The 16617-nt window shown below is 70.6% G+C and carries 18 protein-coding genes; 4 read left to right on the plus strand and 14 right to left on the minus strand.

The features are described 5' to 3' along the window. Positions 1-31 precede the first annotated feature (31 nt). The gene (locus EEY80_RS10565; protein ID WP_126976537.1) at positions 32-1252 is read right to left on the minus strand and encodes a pyridoxal phosphate-dependent aminotransferase; all 1221 of its coding nucleotides are present in this window, start codon (positions 1250-1252) and stop codon (positions 32-34) included. An 89-nt stretch (positions 1253-1341) separates the two neighbouring features. Continuing rightward, on the minus strand, positions 1342-1710 hold the full coding sequence (locus EEY80_RS10570) for an MmcQ/YjbR family DNA-binding protein (RefSeq protein ID WP_126976538.1): 369 nt from the start codon (positions 1708-1710) through the stop codon (positions 1342-1344). Between the two features lie 232 nt (positions 1711-1942). Here EEY80_RS10570 and cysS point away from each other — a divergent pair, with 232 nt between their 5' ends. The 3 genes from cysS (at position 1943) to EEY80_RS10585 (ending at position 5959) form a co-directional block, all read left to right on the plus strand. Continuing rightward, complete coding sequence (gene cysS / locus EEY80_RS10575; RefSeq protein ID WP_126976539.1) at positions 1943-3442, plus strand: cysteine--tRNA ligase; 1500 nt, start codon at positions 1943-1945, stop codon at positions 3440-3442. 115 nt (positions 3443-3557) lie between these two features. After that, positions 3558-5177 carry a citramalate synthase gene (gene cimA / locus EEY80_RS10580; protein WP_126976540.1) on the plus strand — a complete coding sequence of 540 codons (1620 nt, stop codon included), beginning with the start codon at positions 3558-3560 and terminating at the stop codon, positions 5175-5177. Further along, entirely contained in the window at positions 5177-5959 is a 783-nt protein-coding gene (locus EEY80_RS10585; protein ID WP_126976541.1) for a squalene/phytoene synthase family protein, read from the plus strand. Before cimA ends, EEY80_RS10585 begins: the two co-directional genes overlap by 1 nt. 2 nt (positions 5960-5961) lie before the next feature. Here EEY80_RS10585 and EEY80_RS10590 read toward each other — a convergent pair whose 3' ends face one another. The 11 genes from EEY80_RS10590 to EEY80_RS10640 all read right to left on the minus strand — a co-directional run bounded on the left by EEY80_RS10590 (position 5962) and on the right by EEY80_RS10640 (position 14401). After that, positions 5962-6372 carry a TIGR01244 family sulfur transferase gene (locus EEY80_RS10590; RefSeq protein ID WP_126976542.1) on the minus strand — a complete coding sequence of 137 codons (411 nt, stop codon included), beginning with the start codon at positions 6370-6372 and terminating at the stop codon, positions 5962-5964. Positions 6373-6470: 98 nt separating this feature from the next. Then, entirely contained in the window at positions 6471-7154 is a 684-nt protein-coding gene (gene gph / locus EEY80_RS10595) for a phosphoglycolate phosphatase (RefSeq protein WP_126976543.1), read from the minus strand. Next, the gene (locus tag EEY80_RS10600; protein WP_126976544.1) at positions 7151-7705 is read right to left on the minus strand and encodes a thioredoxin family protein; all 555 of its coding nucleotides are present in this window, start codon (positions 7703-7705) and stop codon (positions 7151-7153) included. Before EEY80_RS10600 ends, gph begins: the two co-directional genes overlap by 4 nt. Before the next feature lie 12 nt (positions 7706-7717). Then, positions 7718-8446 (minus strand): ribulose-phosphate 3-epimerase, encoded by a 729-nt coding sequence (gene rpe, locus EEY80_RS10605; protein ID WP_126976545.1) that lies wholly within the window; start codon positions 8444-8446, stop codon positions 7718-7720. A gap of 92 nt (positions 8447-8538) precedes the next feature. Beyond that, the gene (locus EEY80_RS10610) at positions 8539-9234 is read right to left on the minus strand and encodes a L,D-transpeptidase (RefSeq protein ID WP_126976546.1); all 696 of its coding nucleotides are present in this window, start codon (positions 9232-9234) and stop codon (positions 8539-8541) included. Positions 9235-9273: 39 nt separating this feature from the next. After that, the gene (locus EEY80_RS10615; protein ID WP_126976547.1) at positions 9274-9615 is read right to left on the minus strand and encodes a hypothetical protein; all 342 of its coding nucleotides are present in this window, start codon (positions 9613-9615) and stop codon (positions 9274-9276) included. A gap of 153 nt (positions 9616-9768) precedes the next feature. Next, positions 9769-10998, minus strand: a complete 1230-nt coding sequence (locus tag EEY80_RS10620; protein WP_235829792.1) for a cytochrome-c peroxidase — start codon at positions 10996-10998, stop codon at positions 9769-9771. A gap of 111 nt (positions 10999-11109) precedes the next feature. After that, on the minus strand, positions 11110-12147 hold the full coding sequence (locus EEY80_RS10625; protein ID WP_328590522.1) for an ATP-binding protein: 1038 nt from the start codon (positions 12145-12147) through the stop codon (positions 11110-11112). Positions 12148-12240: 93 nt separating this feature from the next. Beyond that, complete coding sequence (locus tag EEY80_RS10630; protein ID WP_126976548.1) at positions 12241-12762, minus strand: gamma carbonic anhydrase family protein; 522 nt, start codon at positions 12760-12762, stop codon at positions 12241-12243. Further along, entirely contained in the window at positions 12759-13466 is a 708-nt protein-coding gene (gene gmk, locus EEY80_RS10635) for a guanylate kinase (protein WP_235829793.1), read from the minus strand. Before gmk ends, EEY80_RS10630 begins: the two co-directional genes overlap by 4 nt. Beyond that, positions 13463-14401, minus strand: coding sequence for a YicC/YloC family endoribonuclease (locus tag EEY80_RS10640; protein ID WP_235829794.1), 939 nt, complete (start codon positions 14399-14401; stop codon positions 13463-13465). Before EEY80_RS10640 ends, gmk begins: the two co-directional genes overlap by 4 nt. Before the next feature lie 150 nt (positions 14402-14551). On the opposite strand from EEY80_RS10640, the gene EEY80_RS10645 reads away from it, so the two are divergent. Next, entirely contained in the window at positions 14552-15187 is a 636-nt protein-coding gene (locus EEY80_RS10645; RefSeq protein ID WP_126976549.1) for a PAS domain-containing protein, read from the plus strand. Positions 15188-15206: 19 nt separating this feature from the next. Here the strand turns inward: EEY80_RS10645 and EEY80_RS10650 are convergent, their stop codons facing one another. Beyond that, on the minus strand, positions 15207-16580 hold the full coding sequence (locus EEY80_RS10650) for a class II 3-deoxy-7-phosphoheptulonate synthase (RefSeq protein WP_126976550.1): 1374 nt from the start codon (positions 16578-16580) through the stop codon (positions 15207-15209). Positions 16581-16617: the final 37 nt, after the last annotated feature.

Consider the following 16617-nt stretch of genomic DNA (forward strand, 5'->3'; position numbering starts at 1 on the left):
CCGCACCGCCGGCCGCACCCCCGGCCGCATCTCAGGCCGCGCGTTCGGCCAGCCGCGCCTCGGCAAAGCGGCGCAGGCGGGTGACGGCCTCGGCCACGGCCTCATCCGGGATGGTCATCGCCACCCGCAGATGCCCCGCCGCCGGTGCGCCGAAACTTTCGCCGGGCATCACCGCGATCCGCTCCTCCTCCAGCAGGCGGGCGGCGAAGGTGTCGCCGCTGAGGCCGGTGGCGCGGATGTCGAGCATTACATACATCGCGCCCTCGGCCGGGATCGCGCGGATCGCGGGCGAGCCCTCGACCAGCCGCAACGCAATGTCGCGGCGGCGGCGGAAGGGGGCGCCGACCCGTTCCTCGAAGTCGGGCCCGAGGCCGAGCGCGAAGATCGACGCCGCCTGGATATAGGGCACGACGCCATAGGTGGTGACGGTGGCCAGCGCCTCGACCGCGCGGGCGATCTCGACCGGGGCCACGATCCAGCCGAGCCGCGAGCCGGTCATCGCATGGCTTTTCGACATCGAGCCGATGACGACGGTGCGGTCGGTGAGGCCGGGCAGGGCGCGCGGGCTCAGGTGCCGACCCTGCCAGACCTGGGTGTCGTAGACCTCGTCCGAGATCAGCCACAGCCCCGCCTCGCGTACCGCGCCGCCGATGCCTTCCAGCGTGCCGGGGGCATAGACGACGCCGGTGGGATTGTTGGGGGTGTTGATCAGCAGCGTCCGCGCCCGGGGGCCGGCGGCGGCGAGGATCGCGTCGGGCTGCGGCTGGAAGGCCTGGGACGAGCGGGTGGGCACTGCCACCGCCTCGGCCCCGCCGGCGCGGATCGTGCCGGGATAGGTCGGATAGAAGGGCGCGCAGTAGATCCCGGCATTGCCCGGGTCGAGCAGCGCCATATGCGCCGCAAAGAGCGCGGCCTGTCCGCCCGCCGTCACCACCACATTCTCGGGCCGCGTCGCCACGCCGGTCCGCGCCGTCACCCGGTCGGCGATGGCGCGGCGCAGTTCGGGCAGGCCGGGGCCGAAGGTATAGCCGGTCAGCCCGCCCTTCGCGGCCCGGTCCATCGCGTCGAGGATCGCGGGATCGGTCTTCACGTCATGTTCGCCGATGGTCAGGTTCAGCACCGGCACCCCCGCCGCCTCCAGATCGCGGGTGCGGTAGTAGATCGCCCAGCCATCGCCGCCCCCGCCCGACAGGCGGCCGATGCGGTCGGCGATGCGGGGGGCGGTCGGGAGGGTCCGGGGGGTGGCGGTCATGGGTCGCTCCTGTCCGTTTGCCGCAGGGAAGCGGGAACGGGCGGCGGGGGCAAGGGCGGCGATGTGACGGGCACAATCCCGGACCCGCTTCAGTCGAAGGCCGCGAGCCCCGCCTGCACCTTCTTCGGCAGTCCCGCGCGGATGATCCGGTAAGAGGCGGCGAGGCGGTGGCGCAACTCGTCCTCCGCGGTGCCCGCCGGCAGATGCACCCAGGACCGGTGGAAATAGGGGGCGCGGACGGCCAGCCCCATGTCGATCAGATGCGCCGCCGTCTCGGCGCTGTCGGTCTTGACGGACACGCCGGTCTGCACCGCGCCGACGCTGGCGAACATCTTGCCCCCGACCTTCCAGGCGTCATGGCCGCCGCCCCAGGGGTCCGAGACCTCGGCCCCCGGAAAGGTGGCGCAGATCGCGTTGACGATGGGGCGCAGGTCGTCGGGATGCGGGTCGCGGGTCATGGCGGCAGTCTGGCCCGCCGCCCGCCTTGGCGCAAGCAAGAGGCTTGGCAGCCGGGCCGCGCCGCGCTATGCCCTGCCCATGGAACCGCGCCAGCGCATCGCCCGCATCTGCTGCATTACCGGCTGACCCGCCTTTGGCGGGCGTCAGGCGGTGCGTCCGGTATCCACGCCATCGACCCGACCCCCGCGACAGGCGCAGGCCGCGAGCAGCCCGCGAGGCCAAGGAGGGATCATGGTCGAGATCAGGCTGACCAACAGCCGCACCCGCCGCAAGGAGGTCTTCACGCCGATCGACGCATCGGATGTGCGGATGTATGTCTGCGGACCCACCGTCTATGACCGCGCCCATCTGGGCAATGCCCGGCCGGTGGTGGTGTTCGACATGCTGTTCCGGCTGCTGCGCCATGTCTACGGGCCGGACCATGTGCGCTATGTCCGCAACTTCACCGACGTGGACGACAAGATCAACGCCGCGGCGCAGGCGCGCAAGGCGGCGGGGGCCGGGGGCTCGCTCGAGGAGCTGATCCGCGCCCGGACCGAGGAAACCATCGGCTGGTATCACGCGGACATGGCCGCGCTCGGCGCGCTGCCGCCCACGGCGGAACCCCGCGCCACCGACTTCATCGGCCAGATGATCGCGATGATCGGCATCCTGATCGAGCGCGGCCATGCCTATGCGGCCGAAGGGCATGTGCTGTTCCGCGTCCGCAGCTATCGCGACTATGGCGCGCTGTCGGGGCGCAGCGTCGACGACATGATCGCGGGCGCCCGGGTCGAGGTCGCGCCCTTCAAGGAAGACCCGATGGATTTCGTGCTGTGGAAGCCCTCGGATGCGAGCCTGCCCGGCTGGGACAGCCCCTGGGGCCGGGGGCGGCCCGGCTGGCATATCGAATGCTCGGCGATGTCGCATGAATTGCTGGGCGACAGCTTCGACATCCACGGCGGCGGCATCGACCTGCAATTTCCCCACCACGAGAACGAGATCGCGCAAAGCTGCTGCGCCCATCCCGAAGGCGGCTTCGCCCGGGTCTGGATGCATAACGAGATGCTGCTGGTCGAGGGCAAGAAGATGTCGAAATCGCTCGGCAATTTCTTCACCGTCCGCGACCTGCTGGACCGGGGCGTGCCGGGCGAGGTGATCCGCTTCGTGTTCCTGTCCACGCACTACGGCAAGCCGATGGACTGGACGGAGAAAAAGCAACTTGAGGCATCGAAAGCCATCAGGAAGATGGCAGGGATGCTGGGCATGCGCGGCACCGAATTCCTAACGGGTCTAGAAGAGGGTAAGCCGCTCAATTCCGTTGTCGATGCACTGGCCGACGACATGAATACGCATGGGGCGCTGCATGCGTTGGACCGATCAACGCTGCAATTGGCTTATCGTGAGCTCGATCTGATCGACATCATCCCCGACATTTACGCATCGCAAAGACTGCTAGGTTTCGATCTAAAAGGTCATCCCGAGGCATGGGCACGCGCAATCCAGCATGATGAGACGATGGGAATTGTCCGATCAAGGGCGCCATCGACCAAGCCTGAATTGCTTGTCGACCTAGAAGTCCGGATGGTCCAGCTCAGGGCAGAGGCCACCAGCAGCAAAAACTTCTCCGCCGTCGATGCGCTGAAGGCCGCGTTGACTGCGGCGGGGGTCGAGGTGCGGATGTCGAAGGCGGGGGTCGAGCTGTTGCCCGGTCCCGGCTTCGACCCTTCCAAGCTGGAGGCGCTGAAATGACCTGTCGCGCAACAGAGGGCAGTGCCCGCTCCGCGGGCGGACCGGGCGGGTCGGGCGGCACGGATCGCGCCTCCTCCCGAGGCTATGGGCGAACACAAGATGCGAGGGATGCGGCATGACCCGCGAGCGCCTCTGGCTTTACGACACCACGCTGCGCGACGGGCAGCAGACGCAGGGCGTTCAGTTCTCGGTGGCCGAGAAGACGCGCATCGCGCGGGCGCTGGACGATCTGGGGATCGACCATATCGAGGGCGGCTGGCCCGGGGCGAACCCGACCGACAGCGACTTCTTCGCCGCCCGGCCCATGACGCGGGCGGTTTTCGCGGCCTTCGGCATGACCAAGCGGGCGGGGCGGTCGGCGGCGAATGACGATGTGCTGGCGGCGGTGCTGAACGCGGGCACGCCGGCCGTCTGCCTCGTCGGCAAGACCCACGATTTCCATGTGGAAACCGCGCTCGGCATCACGCTGGCCGAGAATGTCGAGAACATCGCCGCCTCGATCGCGCATGTCGTGGCAGGGGGGCGCGAGGCGCTGTTCGATGCGGAACATTTCTTCGACGGCTGGCGGGCGAACCGGGCCCATGCGCTCGATTGTCTGCGGGCGGCGCTGGATGCCGGCGCGCGCTGGATCGTCCTTTGCGACACCAATGGCGGCACCCTGCCGGCCGAGATCGGCCGCATCACCGCCGAGGTGATCGCGGCGGGCATCCCGGGCGAGAGGCTGGGCATCCATTGCCATGACGATACCGGCACGGCGGTGGCGGGGTCGCTGGCCGCCGTGGATGCGGGCGCGCGGCAGATCCAGGGCACGCTGAACGGTCTGGGCGAGCGCTGCGGCAATGCCAACCTGACGACGCTGATCCCGACGCTGCTGCTGAAGGAACCCTATGCCAGCCGGTTCGAGACGGGCGTGCCGCGCGACCGGCTGCCGGGGCTGGTCCGGATCAGCCGGATGCTGGACGAGATCCTGAACCGGGTGCCGCTGCGGCAGGCGCCCTATGTCGGTGCCTCGGCCTTCGCGCACAAGGCGGGGCTGCATGCCTCGGCGATCCTGAAGGACCCGGCGACCTATGAACATGTCGATCCGGCCTCGGTGGGCAACGAGCGGGTGATCCCGATGTCGAACCAGGCGGGCCAGTCGAACCTGCGCGCCCGGCTGGCGGCGGCGGGGATCGCGGTGGCGGCCGATGACCCGCGGCTCGGCACCATCCTGCAGGTGGTGAAGGCGCGCGAGGATCGCGGCTATGCCCATGACGGCGCGCAGGCCAGTTTCGAGCTGGTGGCGCGGCGGGAACTGGGGCTGCTGCCCGCCTTCTTCGAGGTGGAACGCTATCGCGTCAGCATCGAGCGGCGCGGCGGCCAGACCCTGTCGGAAGGGGTGGTGGTCGTCCGCATCGGCGGCGCGCGGATGCTGTCGGTCAGCGAAAGCCTCGACGCCGCCGGCAGCGACCGGGGGCCGGTCAACGCGCTGTGGCGGGCGCTGGCCAAGGACCTCGGCCCCTATCAGGCGCTGATCGACGACATGAAGCTGGTGGATTTCAAGGTCCGGATCACCCAGGGCGGCATCGAGGCCGTCACCCGCGTCATCATCGACAGCGAGGATGCGGCGGGGCATCGCTGGTCGACCGTGGGCGTCAGCCCCAACATCGTCGATGCCAGCTTCGAGGCGCTGGTCGATGCGGTCAACTGGAAGCTGGTGCGCGACGGGGCGGCGCCGGGGATGGTGGCGGCCTGATGCAAGACGACATCGCCGCCTGCGCCCGGCTGGTCGAGGCGGGGGATCCCGACCGCTTCGCCGCGACCATGGCCGCCCCGGCGGCGGCGCGGCCGCTGCTGTGGCCGGTCTATGCCTTCAACCTCGAGATCGCCCGCGCGCCCTGGACGGCGAGCCAGCCGATGATCGCCGAGATGCGGCTGCAATGGTGGATCGACCGGCTGGCCGGGATGGGGGCGGGCGCCGAGCCGCTGGCGCATGAGGTGGCCGGGCCGCTCGCCCGGCTGATCGCGGCGCGCGGGCTCGACGTGGCACCGCTGATCGCGGCGGCCGAGGCGCGGCGGTGGGATTGCTGGGACGCGCCCTTCGCGGACGAGGCCGACCTCTGGGCCTATCTCGACGCGACGGCGGGCGGGTTGATGGCGGCGGCGGGGCAGGCGCTGATGCCGGACGCGCGGGCGGGGCCGGTGCTGCGCGATATCGGCGCGGCGCAGGGGCTGGCGGCGCTGCTGCGGGCCACGGCGGAACTGCGGGCGCGGGGCAGGGCGCCGCTGCCCGACCCGACGCCGCAGGGCATCGCGCGGCTGGCCCGTGACGGGCTGGCGCGGCTGGACCGGGCGCGGGCGCGGCGGGGGCTGGTGCCGGATGCGGCGCTGCCCGCGATCCTGCCGGCCTGGCAGGCGGGGCCGCTGCTGCGGCAGGCGATGCGCGCGCCGGAGCGGGTGCCGGAGGGGCGGCTCGCCCTGTCGGAATTCGCGCGGCGCGGCCGGCTGCTGGCCGTGGCGCTGAGCGGGCGCTGGTAGGGCTAGCCGCCGAGCGCGCCGCGGATCGGCGCCAGGTCATAGCCGGCCCCGGCGGCGGCGGCGACGATCTCTTCCGCCGGGCGGTGACCGGCCTCGGCCAGCGCCCAGAGAAAGGTCGACCGCGTGCCCGACCGGCAATAGGCCAGCACCGGGCCGGGGCAGTCGTCGAGCGCGGCACGCATCCCCTCGATCATCGCGGGCGGAAAGCCCTGCGCGATGGGCAGGAAGCGGTATTCCATCCCCGCGGCCCGGGCGGCGGCCTCCATCGAGGCGCGGTCGGGCTGGCCGGGCTGTTCGTCATCGGGACGGTTGCAGATCACCGTGCGGAAGCCCTGCGCGGCGACGGCGGCCATATCCTCGGGCTGCAGTTGCGGCGCGGCGGCAAAGCCGGGCACGACGGGGCGAATATCCATCGGCGGTCCTCATTCGCGGCCGCGCGGCGCGCGGCGGTCGACAGATGCGTTTGGCGATCTGTTGCATCTGCCGGGCCGCACCGCAACCGCAATCGCGGTCAGCCCTCCGCCGGTGGCAGATGCCGGGCGCAGATGTCGGCGACAAGGTCGGGCAGGGCGGCGAAGCGGGTGAAACTGGCGGCGGGGGCGAGGTCCGCCACGCTGCGGTGGCGATAGCCGCCCTCGAACAGCAGGAAGGGCAGGCCGGCGGCGCGCGCGGTTTCGGCATCCACCTCGCTGTCGCCGACATAGAGCGCGGGGCCGCCGCCCGCCCGCGCCACCGCCTGCGACAGCGGCGCGGGATCGGGTTTGCGCGCGGGCAGCGAGTCGCCGGCGACGATGGCGGCAAAGCGCGCGCCCCAACCCAGATGCGCCAGCAGGGATCGCGTCGCGGCCATCGGCTTGTTGGTGCAGAGCGCGAGGGGGTGCCGGACCGCGAGGATGTCCAGCGCCTCGGGCACGCCCGGGTAAGGCAGGGTGCGGGTGACAGAGGCGGAATAGACCGGCGCGAAGCGGTCGATGGCGCGGTCGAGCCCGTCGCCCTCCGCCGGCAGGCCATGCGCCGCAAGCGACTTTGCAAGAAGAACCCGCATCCCGTTGCCGATGAAGGACTTTACCTGGTCGAGCGGCAGGGGCGGCAACCTGTCCTCCGCCAGGACCTCGTTGACCGCGGCATGGATGTCGGGGGCGCTGTCCACCAGCGTGCCGTCGAGGTCGAAGACGATCGCGCCGCCCGTCGTCACGCGGCCTTCCACTTGATCGAGCAGCCCATCGACGGCACCTGTTCGGCCGGTCCCTTGCCGGTGGCGGCGATGGTGCGCATCGCCTCGACAAGGTCCAGCCTTGTGTCCGGCCCGCGCGGATCCCGCCCGGCGGAATCGAGCCGGCCGCGATATTGCAGGCCCAGCGTCGCGTCGAAGCCGAAGAAATCCGGCGTGCAGGCCGCGCCCCAGGCCCGCGCCACCTGCTGGCTTTCGTCATGCAGATAGAGGAAAGGGAGGTCATGGTCGCGGGCGAAATCCCGCATCCGGGGGAAGGAATCCTCGGGATAGGCCTGCGCGTCATTGGCGCAGATCGCGGCAATGCCGATGCCTTCGGCCTGCAGCAGGCGCGCATCGGCCGCGATCCGGTCGATCACCCGCAGCACATAGGGGCAGTGGTTGCAGATGAACAGGATCAGCGTGCCGCGCGGGCCGGCGATGCGCTCGAGGCTCCAGTCGGTGCCGTCGGTACCAGGCAGGGTGAAGGCGGGTGCCTTCCAGCCGAAGTCGCAGATCGGGGGCGAAACCGCCATGACAGCCTCCTTTCAATGGCTTGCGGTGGAAAGCTCCGCTGTCGCCGCAGCCTCGGCCGCAGCCCGGATCGCGGCGATGTTGCGGCCGTAGACCTCGGGCGCGTCCACCGAACCGCCGGAAAACACCGCCGAGCCCGCCACCAGCACATCCGCCCCGGCGGCAGTGACCAGCGGCGCGGTGTCGACCGTCACGCCGCCGTCGATCTCGATATGCACCGGCCGGTCGCCGATCAGCGCGCGCAGGGCGCGGATCTTGCCGATCTGGCTGGCGATGAACTTCTGCCCGCCGAAGCCGGGATTGACCGTCATCACGCAGATCAGGTCCACCATGTCGATCAGATGCGCGACCGCGTCGATACCCGTCCCGGGGTTCAGCGCCAGCCCCGCCTTTTTCCCTGTTGCGCGGATGGCTTGCAGGGTGCGGTGAATGTGCGGTCCGGCCTCGATATGCGCGGTGATGACGTCGGCGCCGGCCTTGGCGAAGGCCTCGATATAAGGATCGACCGGCGCAATCATCAGATGCACGTCCATCGTGCCGCGGATATGCGGCCGGATCGCCGCGCACATCGCCGGGCCGAAGGTCAGGTTCGGCACGAAATGCCCGTCCATCACGTCGACATGCACCCAATCCGCGCCCTGCGCCTCGATCGCGCGGCATTCGGCGCCGAAATTGGCGAAATCGGCGGAGAGGATCGAGGGCGCGATGCGGATGCGCCGATCAAGGCTGCGGTCGGAACTCATGGGCGGGCCTTTCGGAACGGATGCCAGCGGCATAGCCCGAAGCGCCCCGCCGGTCCAGTCCGCCGGGGGGCGCGAAGCCGGGGATGCGGGCCTCAGTACACCCGGCCCCCATAGCTTTCCGCGGGCGCCAGCACCCGGACCGGCACCCCGTCGCGCACCCGCTCGTAGAGGTCGATCACGTCCTGATCCAGCATGCGGATACAGCCGGAGGATACTGCCTTGCCCAGATATTGGGGCTCGCACGCGCCGTGGATGCGATAGAGCGTATCCTCGCCGTTCTGGAACAGATAGAGCGCGCGGGCGCCGAGCGGGTTGCCCGGTCCCGGATCCATGCCGCCATTGGCGATGGAATAGGGCTCCAGCGAGGGGTCGCGGGCCACCATCTCGTCCGGCGGGTTCCAGCGCGGCCATTTGCGGCGGAACTGCAGCCGGGCATCGCCATTCCAGGCAAAGGCCGCCGCGCCGGTGCCGACGCCATAGCGCAGCGCGGTGGCCGCATCCTCGACCAGATACAGATGCCCGGCCGAGGGATCGACGACGATCATCCCCTCGGTCAGGTCCGGCCAGGGGTTCGTCACCTGCTGCCGCCACAGCCGTTCCGGCACCACGCCTTCGGGCACGGCGGGCACCGGATAGGGCTCATCCGGGATCGCGCCGTAATGCGGGGGCAGCGGCGGAATCCGGCTGGGCGGCACGACGCTGCGGCTGGTGATGTCGAGCGGATCGCGCGAACAGGCGGCAATGGCGGAAACGGCCGACATCGCGGCGAAGGAACGTCTGGTAAGCATTCGGTATGTCCTGATCTTGTGGTGTGACACGCGGCGGGATCAGGCAGATCTGGGCGGCGTCAGGGGCGGCTTCGGCGCAAGGCCCGCGGGCAGCGCCGCATCCTGCGGCCGTTGCCACGACGGGCCGGATGGCGGGTGTCGGGACCCGGCGGTCGCCGCGACGGGCGCCATGTCATGGTGACAGGACGACCCCGGCAGCATCGGGCCGCGACAGCGCGGCACGGGCTGGACCCGGGCCGGCAGATGATCCGGTACATCCGACAGCGCGGCCTCGACCGCAACCTCGACGGGCGGCGCGGTGCCGTGGCCGCCGGCATAGGCGCCCCAAGGCAGGGCCAGCGCAAGCAGCAGCGTCAGGAATAGCGTGCGGATCGGTGCCATGCCCGAGCCTTGCCAGAGCTTTCGCATCCTGTCGACGGTGCGGCGGAAAACTTCCCGTGATGCGGGGCGGCACGGGCTGGCGATCCGCTTAAGTTACATAATACCGATTATAAGTATTACGGACAGACCGAACCGGCGGCCGTGCCGGGCCGCCTATTCCGGGATCATGTCCTCGTAGCGCGCGTCGGTCAGCGTGTTCAGGAAGGCCACGATGGCATCCACCCGCCGGTCGTCCAGCGCCGGCCCGTGTTCCAGATCCTCCAGCGACAGGTTGCGATCCACCTCGGGCGCGGCCCAAGGGCTGCCGGTCTCGGGGTTGATCAGCCGGTCCGGGTTCTTGCTGTTGTAGTTGTTGTAGAACAGCACGACCGTCCGCAGGTCCGCGAAGACGCCGTTATGCATATAGGGTCCGGTCACCGCGACATTGCGCAGGCCCGGCACCTTGAACCGGCCCTCCAGCGCCGCGGGGTCGCCCTCCGCCGCCGGGTTCTGCGCGAGGCCCAGATCCGGCAGCGTCACCCCGTTCGCCGCCCGCGCCGCCGCGTTGGCGGGCACGCCGATATTGTGGAACTCGTAATTGCTGAAGGTCTCGTCCGCCGCCACCGGGCTTTGCCGCAGCTGATGGCAGCGGTTGCAGTTGGTGAACTGGTCCGAGAAGAACAGCACCCGGCCCAGCTCCTCGTTGCGCGTCATCTGGTACTCGCCGCGCAGCCAGCGGTCGTATTTGCTGTCGAAGGGCGCAAAGTCCGCCGTGCCCTCATAGGCCGCGATGGCATTGCCGAGCGCGACATAGGCCGCCGCCGGATCGTCGAGGATGCCGGCGCCATAGAGCGCGCGGAACGCGGCCGCGTAATCGGCATCCTCCGCCAGCCGGGCCACCACCGCCGCGCTGTCCGGCATCGCCATTTCCAGCGGGTTCAGCGGCGGCCCCCCGGCCTGTTCGGCAAGGTCGGCCGCCCGCCCGTCCCAGAACTGTCCGCCGGCGAAGGTGCCGTCCTCGGCCCGGTGGAACGGCGGCGAGAACCGGGCATAGGCGATCCCCGGCGCGTTGCGGTCGCCGAGAGAGGCGCCGTCATCGCCCAGGCTGAGGGCATGGCCGGCCACCGTCTCGCGCGGGTCGGCATAGCCCGCGCCCGGATCGTGGCAGGTGGCGCAGGACTGGGTGCGGTTCAGCGACAGGATCGGATCGAAGAACAGCGCCCGCCCCAGATCCTCGGCCGTGGGATAGGCCAGCGCCGGCCCGGTCCGCGCCCCGTCCGCGCCGCCGGCGGGCAGTGCCACCGCCAGACAGCCTGCCAGCACCAGGCCGCCCATACCGGCCGCAACGGGATCGGGCAGGACGAAACCGGGCAGGACAAGATCGGACAGGCGCAGACGGCGCATGGGACACTCCGGAACCGGGCATGGCCGGTTTCCCCGGCCGGGTCGCCCTGCCCCGTTTGTTGAGCAATCCGGTCAGGGTTGCAAGCGGCAGACCGCCGCAGCCCCGCCGCTTCAGTTCTCGGGCAGCAGCACGGTGAACTTGCTGCCCTTGCCCTTTTCGCTTTCGATCTTCAGCCGGCCGCGATGGCGGTTGACGATATGCTTGACGATGGCGAGGCCGAGCCCGGTGCCGCCCTTTTCGCGGCTGCGATGCGCGTCGACCCGGTAGAAGCGTTCGGTCAGCCGCGGCAGGTGCACCGCCTCGATCCCCTCGCCGCGGTCGATCACCTCGAACCGCACCGCAGGGCCGCGCAGGCCGATCTCGCGCGGCTCGCGGGCGATGGCGACGGTGACATGCCGGCCGCCGCCGCCGTATTTCACCGCATTCTCGATCAGGTTGGAAAAGACCTGCATCATCTGGTCGGGATCGGCCAGAAGCAGGATCGGCTGGTCCGCTCCGGTCAGCTCGATCTCGACCTTCGCCGCCTCTGCCACCGGCTTCAGCGCCGCGATGGCGCCGCGGACCACGGCGCTCATGTCGATGCGCTCGCCCGGGCGCATCCGTTCCTCGGCCTCGACCCGGCTCAGCGACAGCAGGTCGCGCACCAGCCGGTTCATCCGGCCGGCCTCGCGTTCCATGATCGTCAGGAACCGCTCGCGTGCCGCCGCATCGTCGCGGGCGGCGCCCTTCAGCGTCTCGATGAACCCCAGCAGCGCGGTCAGCGGCGTGCGCAGCTCGTGGCTGACATTGGCCACGAAATCGCGGCGCATCTCCTCGGCCTTTTCCAGATCGGTCACATCCTCGAAGGCCAGCAGCGCGCCATGCGCCTGCTCGGACTGCACCGGCGAGGCGGTGACGCGATAGATCGTGTCCTGCGTCCCGGTGACGAGGAAGCGGGCGCGATTCACCTGGCCGTCGCGCAGCGTCGCCTCCATCGCGTCCAGCAGCGCCGGCTGGCGGATCACGGTCAGTACTGCCCTGCCCTCGATCCCCTCGCCGAACAGCCGTTGCGCCGCGGCATTGGTCGAGCGGATCCGCTCGTCCGGCCCCACGATCATCAGCGGCAGCGGCACCCCGGCCAGAAGCGATGACACCAGATCCGAATTCACGCCGCGCCCTCCCGCATCCGACAGGCGCAAGGCCGTCGCGGCGCGACCATGGGCGATGGTCGGGCGAAAGGCAATCGCGCCCGGCCGGCCTCGTCAGTCGATACGCGCGAGCCCGGCGCGGAAGCGGGCGGCATTGGCCCGGTAATGCGCGGCCGAGGCCATCAGCCGGGCCTGCGCCGCCTCGTCCAGCTGCCGCACCACCTTGCCCGGCGCGCCCATCACCAGGCTGAAATCCGGGATCTCCTTGCCCTCGGTCACCAATGCGCCCGCTCCGATCAGGCAGCCGCGGCCGATCCGCGCGCCGTTCAGAATCGTGGCGCCCATGCCCACCAGCGTGCCCGCGCCGATGGTGCAGCCGTGCAGCATCGCCTTGTGGCCGATGGTGCAGTCGGGTCCCACGGTCAGGGGAAAGCCGATGTCGGAATGGCAGACGACATGTTCCTGCAGATTGGTGCCCTGCCCGATCCGCATCTCTTCGTTGTCGCCGCGCAGGGTGCAGCCGAACCAGATGCTGGCACCGGGTTCCAGCACCACCCGGCCGATGACATTGGCATCCGGCGCCACCCAGGCGTCGGCGGCGATGTCGGGCACGATCCCTTCCAGCGCATAAATCATGTCAGGCCCTCGAACTCCCTGTTCAGGCCGCGCACGAACTCGCCGAGCCAGGGCTGCCGGTCGCGTCGCGCCCGTTCGGCCCTCAGGATCGTGCGCAGCTCCTCCTCCGCGGCATCGGCGTCGCGATTGACGACGACATAGTCATATTCGGCCCAATGGCTGATCTCGTCACGGCTTTTCGCCATGCGCGCGGCGATAACCGCCTCGCTGTCCTGGCCCCTGCCCCGCAGCCGGGTTTCCAGTTCCGCGATCGAGGGCGGCAGGATGAAGACCGACACCACATCGCGGCCGAGCGCGGAGGAGCGGATCTGCTGCCCGCCCTGCCAGTCGACGTCGAACAGCGTGTCGCGCCCGGCGGCCATCGCCTGTTCCACCGGCGCGCGCGGCGAGCCGTAGAGATTGCCGAAAACCTCGGCATGTTCCAGCATCTCGCCCGCCGCCACCATCGCCTCGAATTCGGGGCGGCTGCGGAAATGGTAGTGCCGGCCGTCCACCTCGCCCGGCCGCGGCGGCCGGGTAGTGGCCGAGACCGAGAAGGCCAGCGTCGGGTCCCAGGTCATCAGCCGCCGCGACAGCGTCGACTTGCCCGCACCCGAGGGCGAGGACAGGATCAGCAGCAGCCCCTTGCGCTGCGGGCCGCCCGGAACGGGCTGCGATGCAACGGCGGTCGGGGCGGGATCGGCATCGCTGGGGGCCATGGTCATTCCACGTTCTGCACCTGCTCGCGCATCTGGTCGATGACATGTTTCAGGTCAAGCCCGATCGCCGTCAGCCCGGCATGGCCCGACTTGGAACAGAGCGTGTTGGCCTCGCGGATGAATTCCTGCATCAGGAAGTCGAAGCGGCGCCCCACCGGCCCCTCGGCGACCATGAGCGCCCGGGCGGCGGCGACATGCGCGTCCAGCCGGTCCAGTTCCTCGGTCACGTCGGATTTGACCGCCAGCAGCGCCAGTTCCTGCGCGATGCGGGCGGGGTCAGGCATCTCGGTCCCGGTCAGGGCGGTGATCCGTGCCAGCGCCGCCGCCAGCGCCTGCGCGGCATCGTCGCGCCGGGCCTGGCCCATGTCGCGCGCGGCGGTGGCCAGGGCCGCGATCCGGTCGATCTGCGCGCCCACCAGCGCCGCCAGCGCCCGCCCCTCGGCGGCGCGGCTGGCATCGAAGGCGTCGAGCAGCGGGTCGAGATCGGCCAGGATCGCCGCGACCAGCGCCGTATCCTCGCCCGGTTGCGGATCGGCCTCGCCGCCCGTGTCGGTGACGCCGCGCAGGGACAGGACGGCCGCCGCGCTGATCGGCGCCGGGATCAACCCCTGCCGCCGCAGCGCCGCCTCGACCTCGGCCAGCGCCGCCAGCGCGGCGGTCAGCCCGGCGGGGTTCAGCCGCGACCCCTCGCCCGCCGCGCCGCGCGTCAGCCGCAGGTTCAGCGTCACCGAGCCGCGGGCGATGCGCTGGCCCAGCCGGGACCGCAGCGCCGCCTCCAGCCCGTCGATGCCCTCGGGCAGCCGCAGCCGCAGGTCCAGCCCCTTGCCGTTGACCGACCGCAGGTCCCAGGTCCAGGCCGCGCCGCCCGGCCCGGTGCCGCGCGCGGCGGCAAAGCCCGTCATCGACCGCAGCCCGGTCGCCTCTGCCGTGGCCTTAACCATCCGCGTCCTTTCCTCTCCTCCGGGCGGGCCGGCGCGGCTATGTTAACATCCGCGTAACGTTAACAGTCTCGTAACCATTCGCGGCCCACGGTTAACAAAGGCAGATCGCGCCTGCAATCGACGGGCGCGCTCGCCGGGAGAGCAAGGAAGATGCGCCGCTGCCGCCAGATCGAGGAGATCCGCGCCTATTGGGAAGCCCTGCGCGGCAGCCGCGACATGCCGGGCCGGGCCGAGGTCAATCCCCGCGGGATCGAGGGCGCGCTCGATTGCGCCTTCCTGGCCGAACGGGTCGCGCCGGGCATCGCGCGCTTCCGGCTGGCCGGCCAGTGTCTGACGGACCTGATGGGCATGGATGTGCGAGGGATGCCGCTGACCACCTTCTTCACCGCCCCGGCGCGCGCGCCGGCAATGGCCCGGATCGAGGCGGTCTGCGCGGACCCGGGCACGGCGGTGCTGGATCTTGTCGCCGATACCGGCTTCGGCCGTCCGCCCTTGCAGGCGGCGATGCTGCTGTTGCCCCTGCGCAGCGATCTCGGCGATGTCAGCCGGATCCTCGGCTGTCTCGCTGCGGAAGGCGGGACGGCGGAAGGCGGCGTCGGCCGCCCGCCCCGCCGTTTTGCCATCGCTGCTGCCCGCTGCGAAACCCTGCCCGGCGGTCGGGCCCCGGCAACGCAGCCGGCCTGGCCGATGCCGGGGTTGGCCGATCCGCCGGCCGCGTTTCTGCCCGCGACGCCCGAGGCGCGGCGCGCGATGATCCGGCTGGTGAAGACCGACGAGGGCGGCTGAGGCGCCGCCCCCGGGGCAATCAGAACCCGGCGGCCCGCCGATTCGCGCTGCGGCGCGCGTTCAGCTCCTCGGCCACGAGGAAGGCCAGTTCCAGCGACTGGCTGGCGTTCAGCCGCGGATCGCAGGCGGTGTGATAGCGGTCCGACAGATCCTCGTCGGTGACGGCCCGCACCCCGCCGGTGCATTCGGTCACGTCGCGGCCCGTCATCTCGAAATGCACGCCGCCGGGGATCGTGCCCTCGGCCTTGTGGATCGCGAAGAACTCGCGCACCTCGCGCAGCACGCTTTCGAAGGGCCGGGTCTTGTAGCCCGAGGCCGACTTGATCGTGTTGCCGTGCATCGGGTCGCAGGACCAGACGACCTGCGCGCCTTCTTCCTGCACGGCGCGGATCAGCCGCGGCAGGTGATCGCCCACCTTGCCCGCGCCGAAGCGCGCGATCAGCGTCAGGCGGCCCGGCTCGTTGCCCGGGTTCAGCCGCGCCATCAGCACCTTCAGATCCTCGGCCGTGGTCGAGGGCCCGCATTTCAGCCCGATCGGGTTCTGCACGCCGCGGCAGAATTCCACATGCGCGCCATCGGGTTGCCGGGTGCGGTCGCCGATCCAGATCATGTGGCCCGATCCCGCCACCGGCAGGCCGGTGGTCGAATCGATCCGCGCCAGCGCCTCTTCGTATTCCAGCAGCAGCGCCTCGTGGCTGGTGTAGAAATCGACGGCGCCCAGTTCATGCGCGGTTTCCGAGGTCACCCCCGCCGCGGTCATGAAGTCCATCGCGTCCTGGATCCGCGTCGCCACGTCCTTGTAGCGGGCCGAGGCGGGTTCTTCGGTGAAGCCCGCGATCCAGCTTTGGACCCGGTGAATGTCGGCATAGCCGCCGGTCGAGAAGGCGCGCAGCAGGTTCAGGCTGGCCGCGGCCTGGGTATAGGCCTGCAGCATCCGCGCCGGGTCCGGCACCCGCGCCGCCTCGGTGAAGTCGAAGCCGTTGATGATGTCGCCGCGATAGCTGGGCAGTTCCACCCCGTCCATCACCTCGGTCGGGGCCGAGCGCGGCTTGGCGAACTGACCGGCGACGCGGCCGACCTTGATCACCGGCAGCTTCGCGCCCCAGGTCAGCACCACCGCCATCTGCAGCATCACCTTGAAGGTGTCGCGGATGTTGTCGGCCGAGAATTCGGCGAAGCTTTCGGCGCAGTCCCCGCCCTGCAACAGGAAGGCCCGTCCGGCCGCGACCTCGGCCAGCTGCGTGCGCAGCTTGCGCGCCTCGCCCGCAAAGACCAGCGGCGGATATTTCGCAAGCTGCGCCTCGACGGCATGCAGCGCGGCCTGATCCGGATAGTCAGGCATCTGCACCCGCGGTTTGGCGCGCCAGTCGGCCTTGCTCCAGCCCTTGGTCATGTCGGCTCTCCCGTCAGCGGTAACGGCGGGCTTATAA

The organism is Frigidibacter oleivorans (genome assembly GCF_003993775.1).
GTDB classification, from domain to species: Bacteria; Pseudomonadota; Alphaproteobacteria; order Rhodobacterales; family Rhodobacteraceae; genus Frigidibacter; species Frigidibacter oleivorans.

Excerpts from the sequence above, each read along its gene's own strand:
- EEY80_RS10565 (WP_126976537.1), bottom strand. The coding sequence starts at position 1,252 with ATGACCGCCACCCCCCGGACCCTCCCGACCGCCCCCCGCATCGCCGAC.
- cysS (WP_126976539.1), top strand. The coding sequence starts at position 1,943 with ATGGTCGAGATCAGGCTGACCAACAGCCGCACCCGCCGCAAGGAGGTC.
- EEY80_RS10570 (WP_126976538.1), bottom strand. The coding sequence starts at position 1,710 with ATGACCCGCGACCCGCATCCCGACGACCTGCGCCCCATCGTCAACGCG.
- EEY80_RS10585 (WP_126976541.1), top strand. The coding sequence starts at position 5,177 with ATGCAAGACGACATCGCCGCCTGCGCCCGGCTGGTCGAGGCGGGGGAT.
- gmk (WP_235829793.1), bottom strand. The coding sequence starts at position 13,466 with ATGACCATGGCCCCCAGCGATGCCGATCCCGCCCCGACCGCCGTTGCA.
- rpe (WP_126976545.1), bottom strand. The coding sequence starts at position 8,446 with ATGAGTTCCGACCGCAGCCTTGATCGGCGCATCCGCATCGCGCCCTCG.
- EEY80_RS10615 (WP_126976547.1), bottom strand. The coding sequence starts at position 9,615 with ATGGCACCGATCCGCACGCTATTCCTGACGCTGCTGCTTGCGCTGGCC.
- EEY80_RS10640 (WP_235829794.1), bottom strand. The coding sequence starts at position 14,401 with ATGGTTAAGGCCACGGCAGAGGCGACCGGGCTGCGGTCGATGACGGGC.
- EEY80_RS10645 (WP_126976549.1), top strand. The coding sequence starts at position 14,552 with ATGCGCCGCTGCCGCCAGATCGAGGAGATCCGCGCCTATTGGGAAGCC.
- EEY80_RS10590 (WP_126976542.1), bottom strand. The coding sequence starts at position 6,372 with ATGGATATTCGCCCCGTCGTGCCCGGCTTTGCCGCCGCGCCGCAACTG.
- EEY80_RS10630 (WP_126976548.1), bottom strand. The coding sequence starts at position 12,762 with ATGATTTATGCGCTGGAAGGGATCGTGCCCGACATCGCCGCCGACGCC.
- EEY80_RS10610 (WP_126976546.1), bottom strand. The coding sequence starts at position 9,234 with ATGCTTACCAGACGTTCCTTCGCCGCGATGTCGGCCGTTTCCGCCATT.
- EEY80_RS10620 (WP_235829792.1), bottom strand. The coding sequence starts at position 10,998 with ATGCGCCGTCTGCGCCTGTCCGATCTTGTCCTGCCCGGTTTCGTCCTG.
- EEY80_RS10650 (WP_126976550.1), bottom strand. The coding sequence starts at position 16,580 with ATGACCAAGGGCTGGAGCAAGGCCGACTGGCGCGCCAAACCGCGGGTG.
- EEY80_RS10600 (WP_126976544.1), bottom strand. The coding sequence starts at position 7,705 with ATGGCGGTTTCGCCCCCGATCTGCGACTTCGGCTGGAAGGCACCCGCC.
- cimA (WP_126976540.1), top strand. The coding sequence starts at position 3,558 with ATGACCCGCGAGCGCCTCTGGCTTTACGACACCACGCTGCGCGACGGG.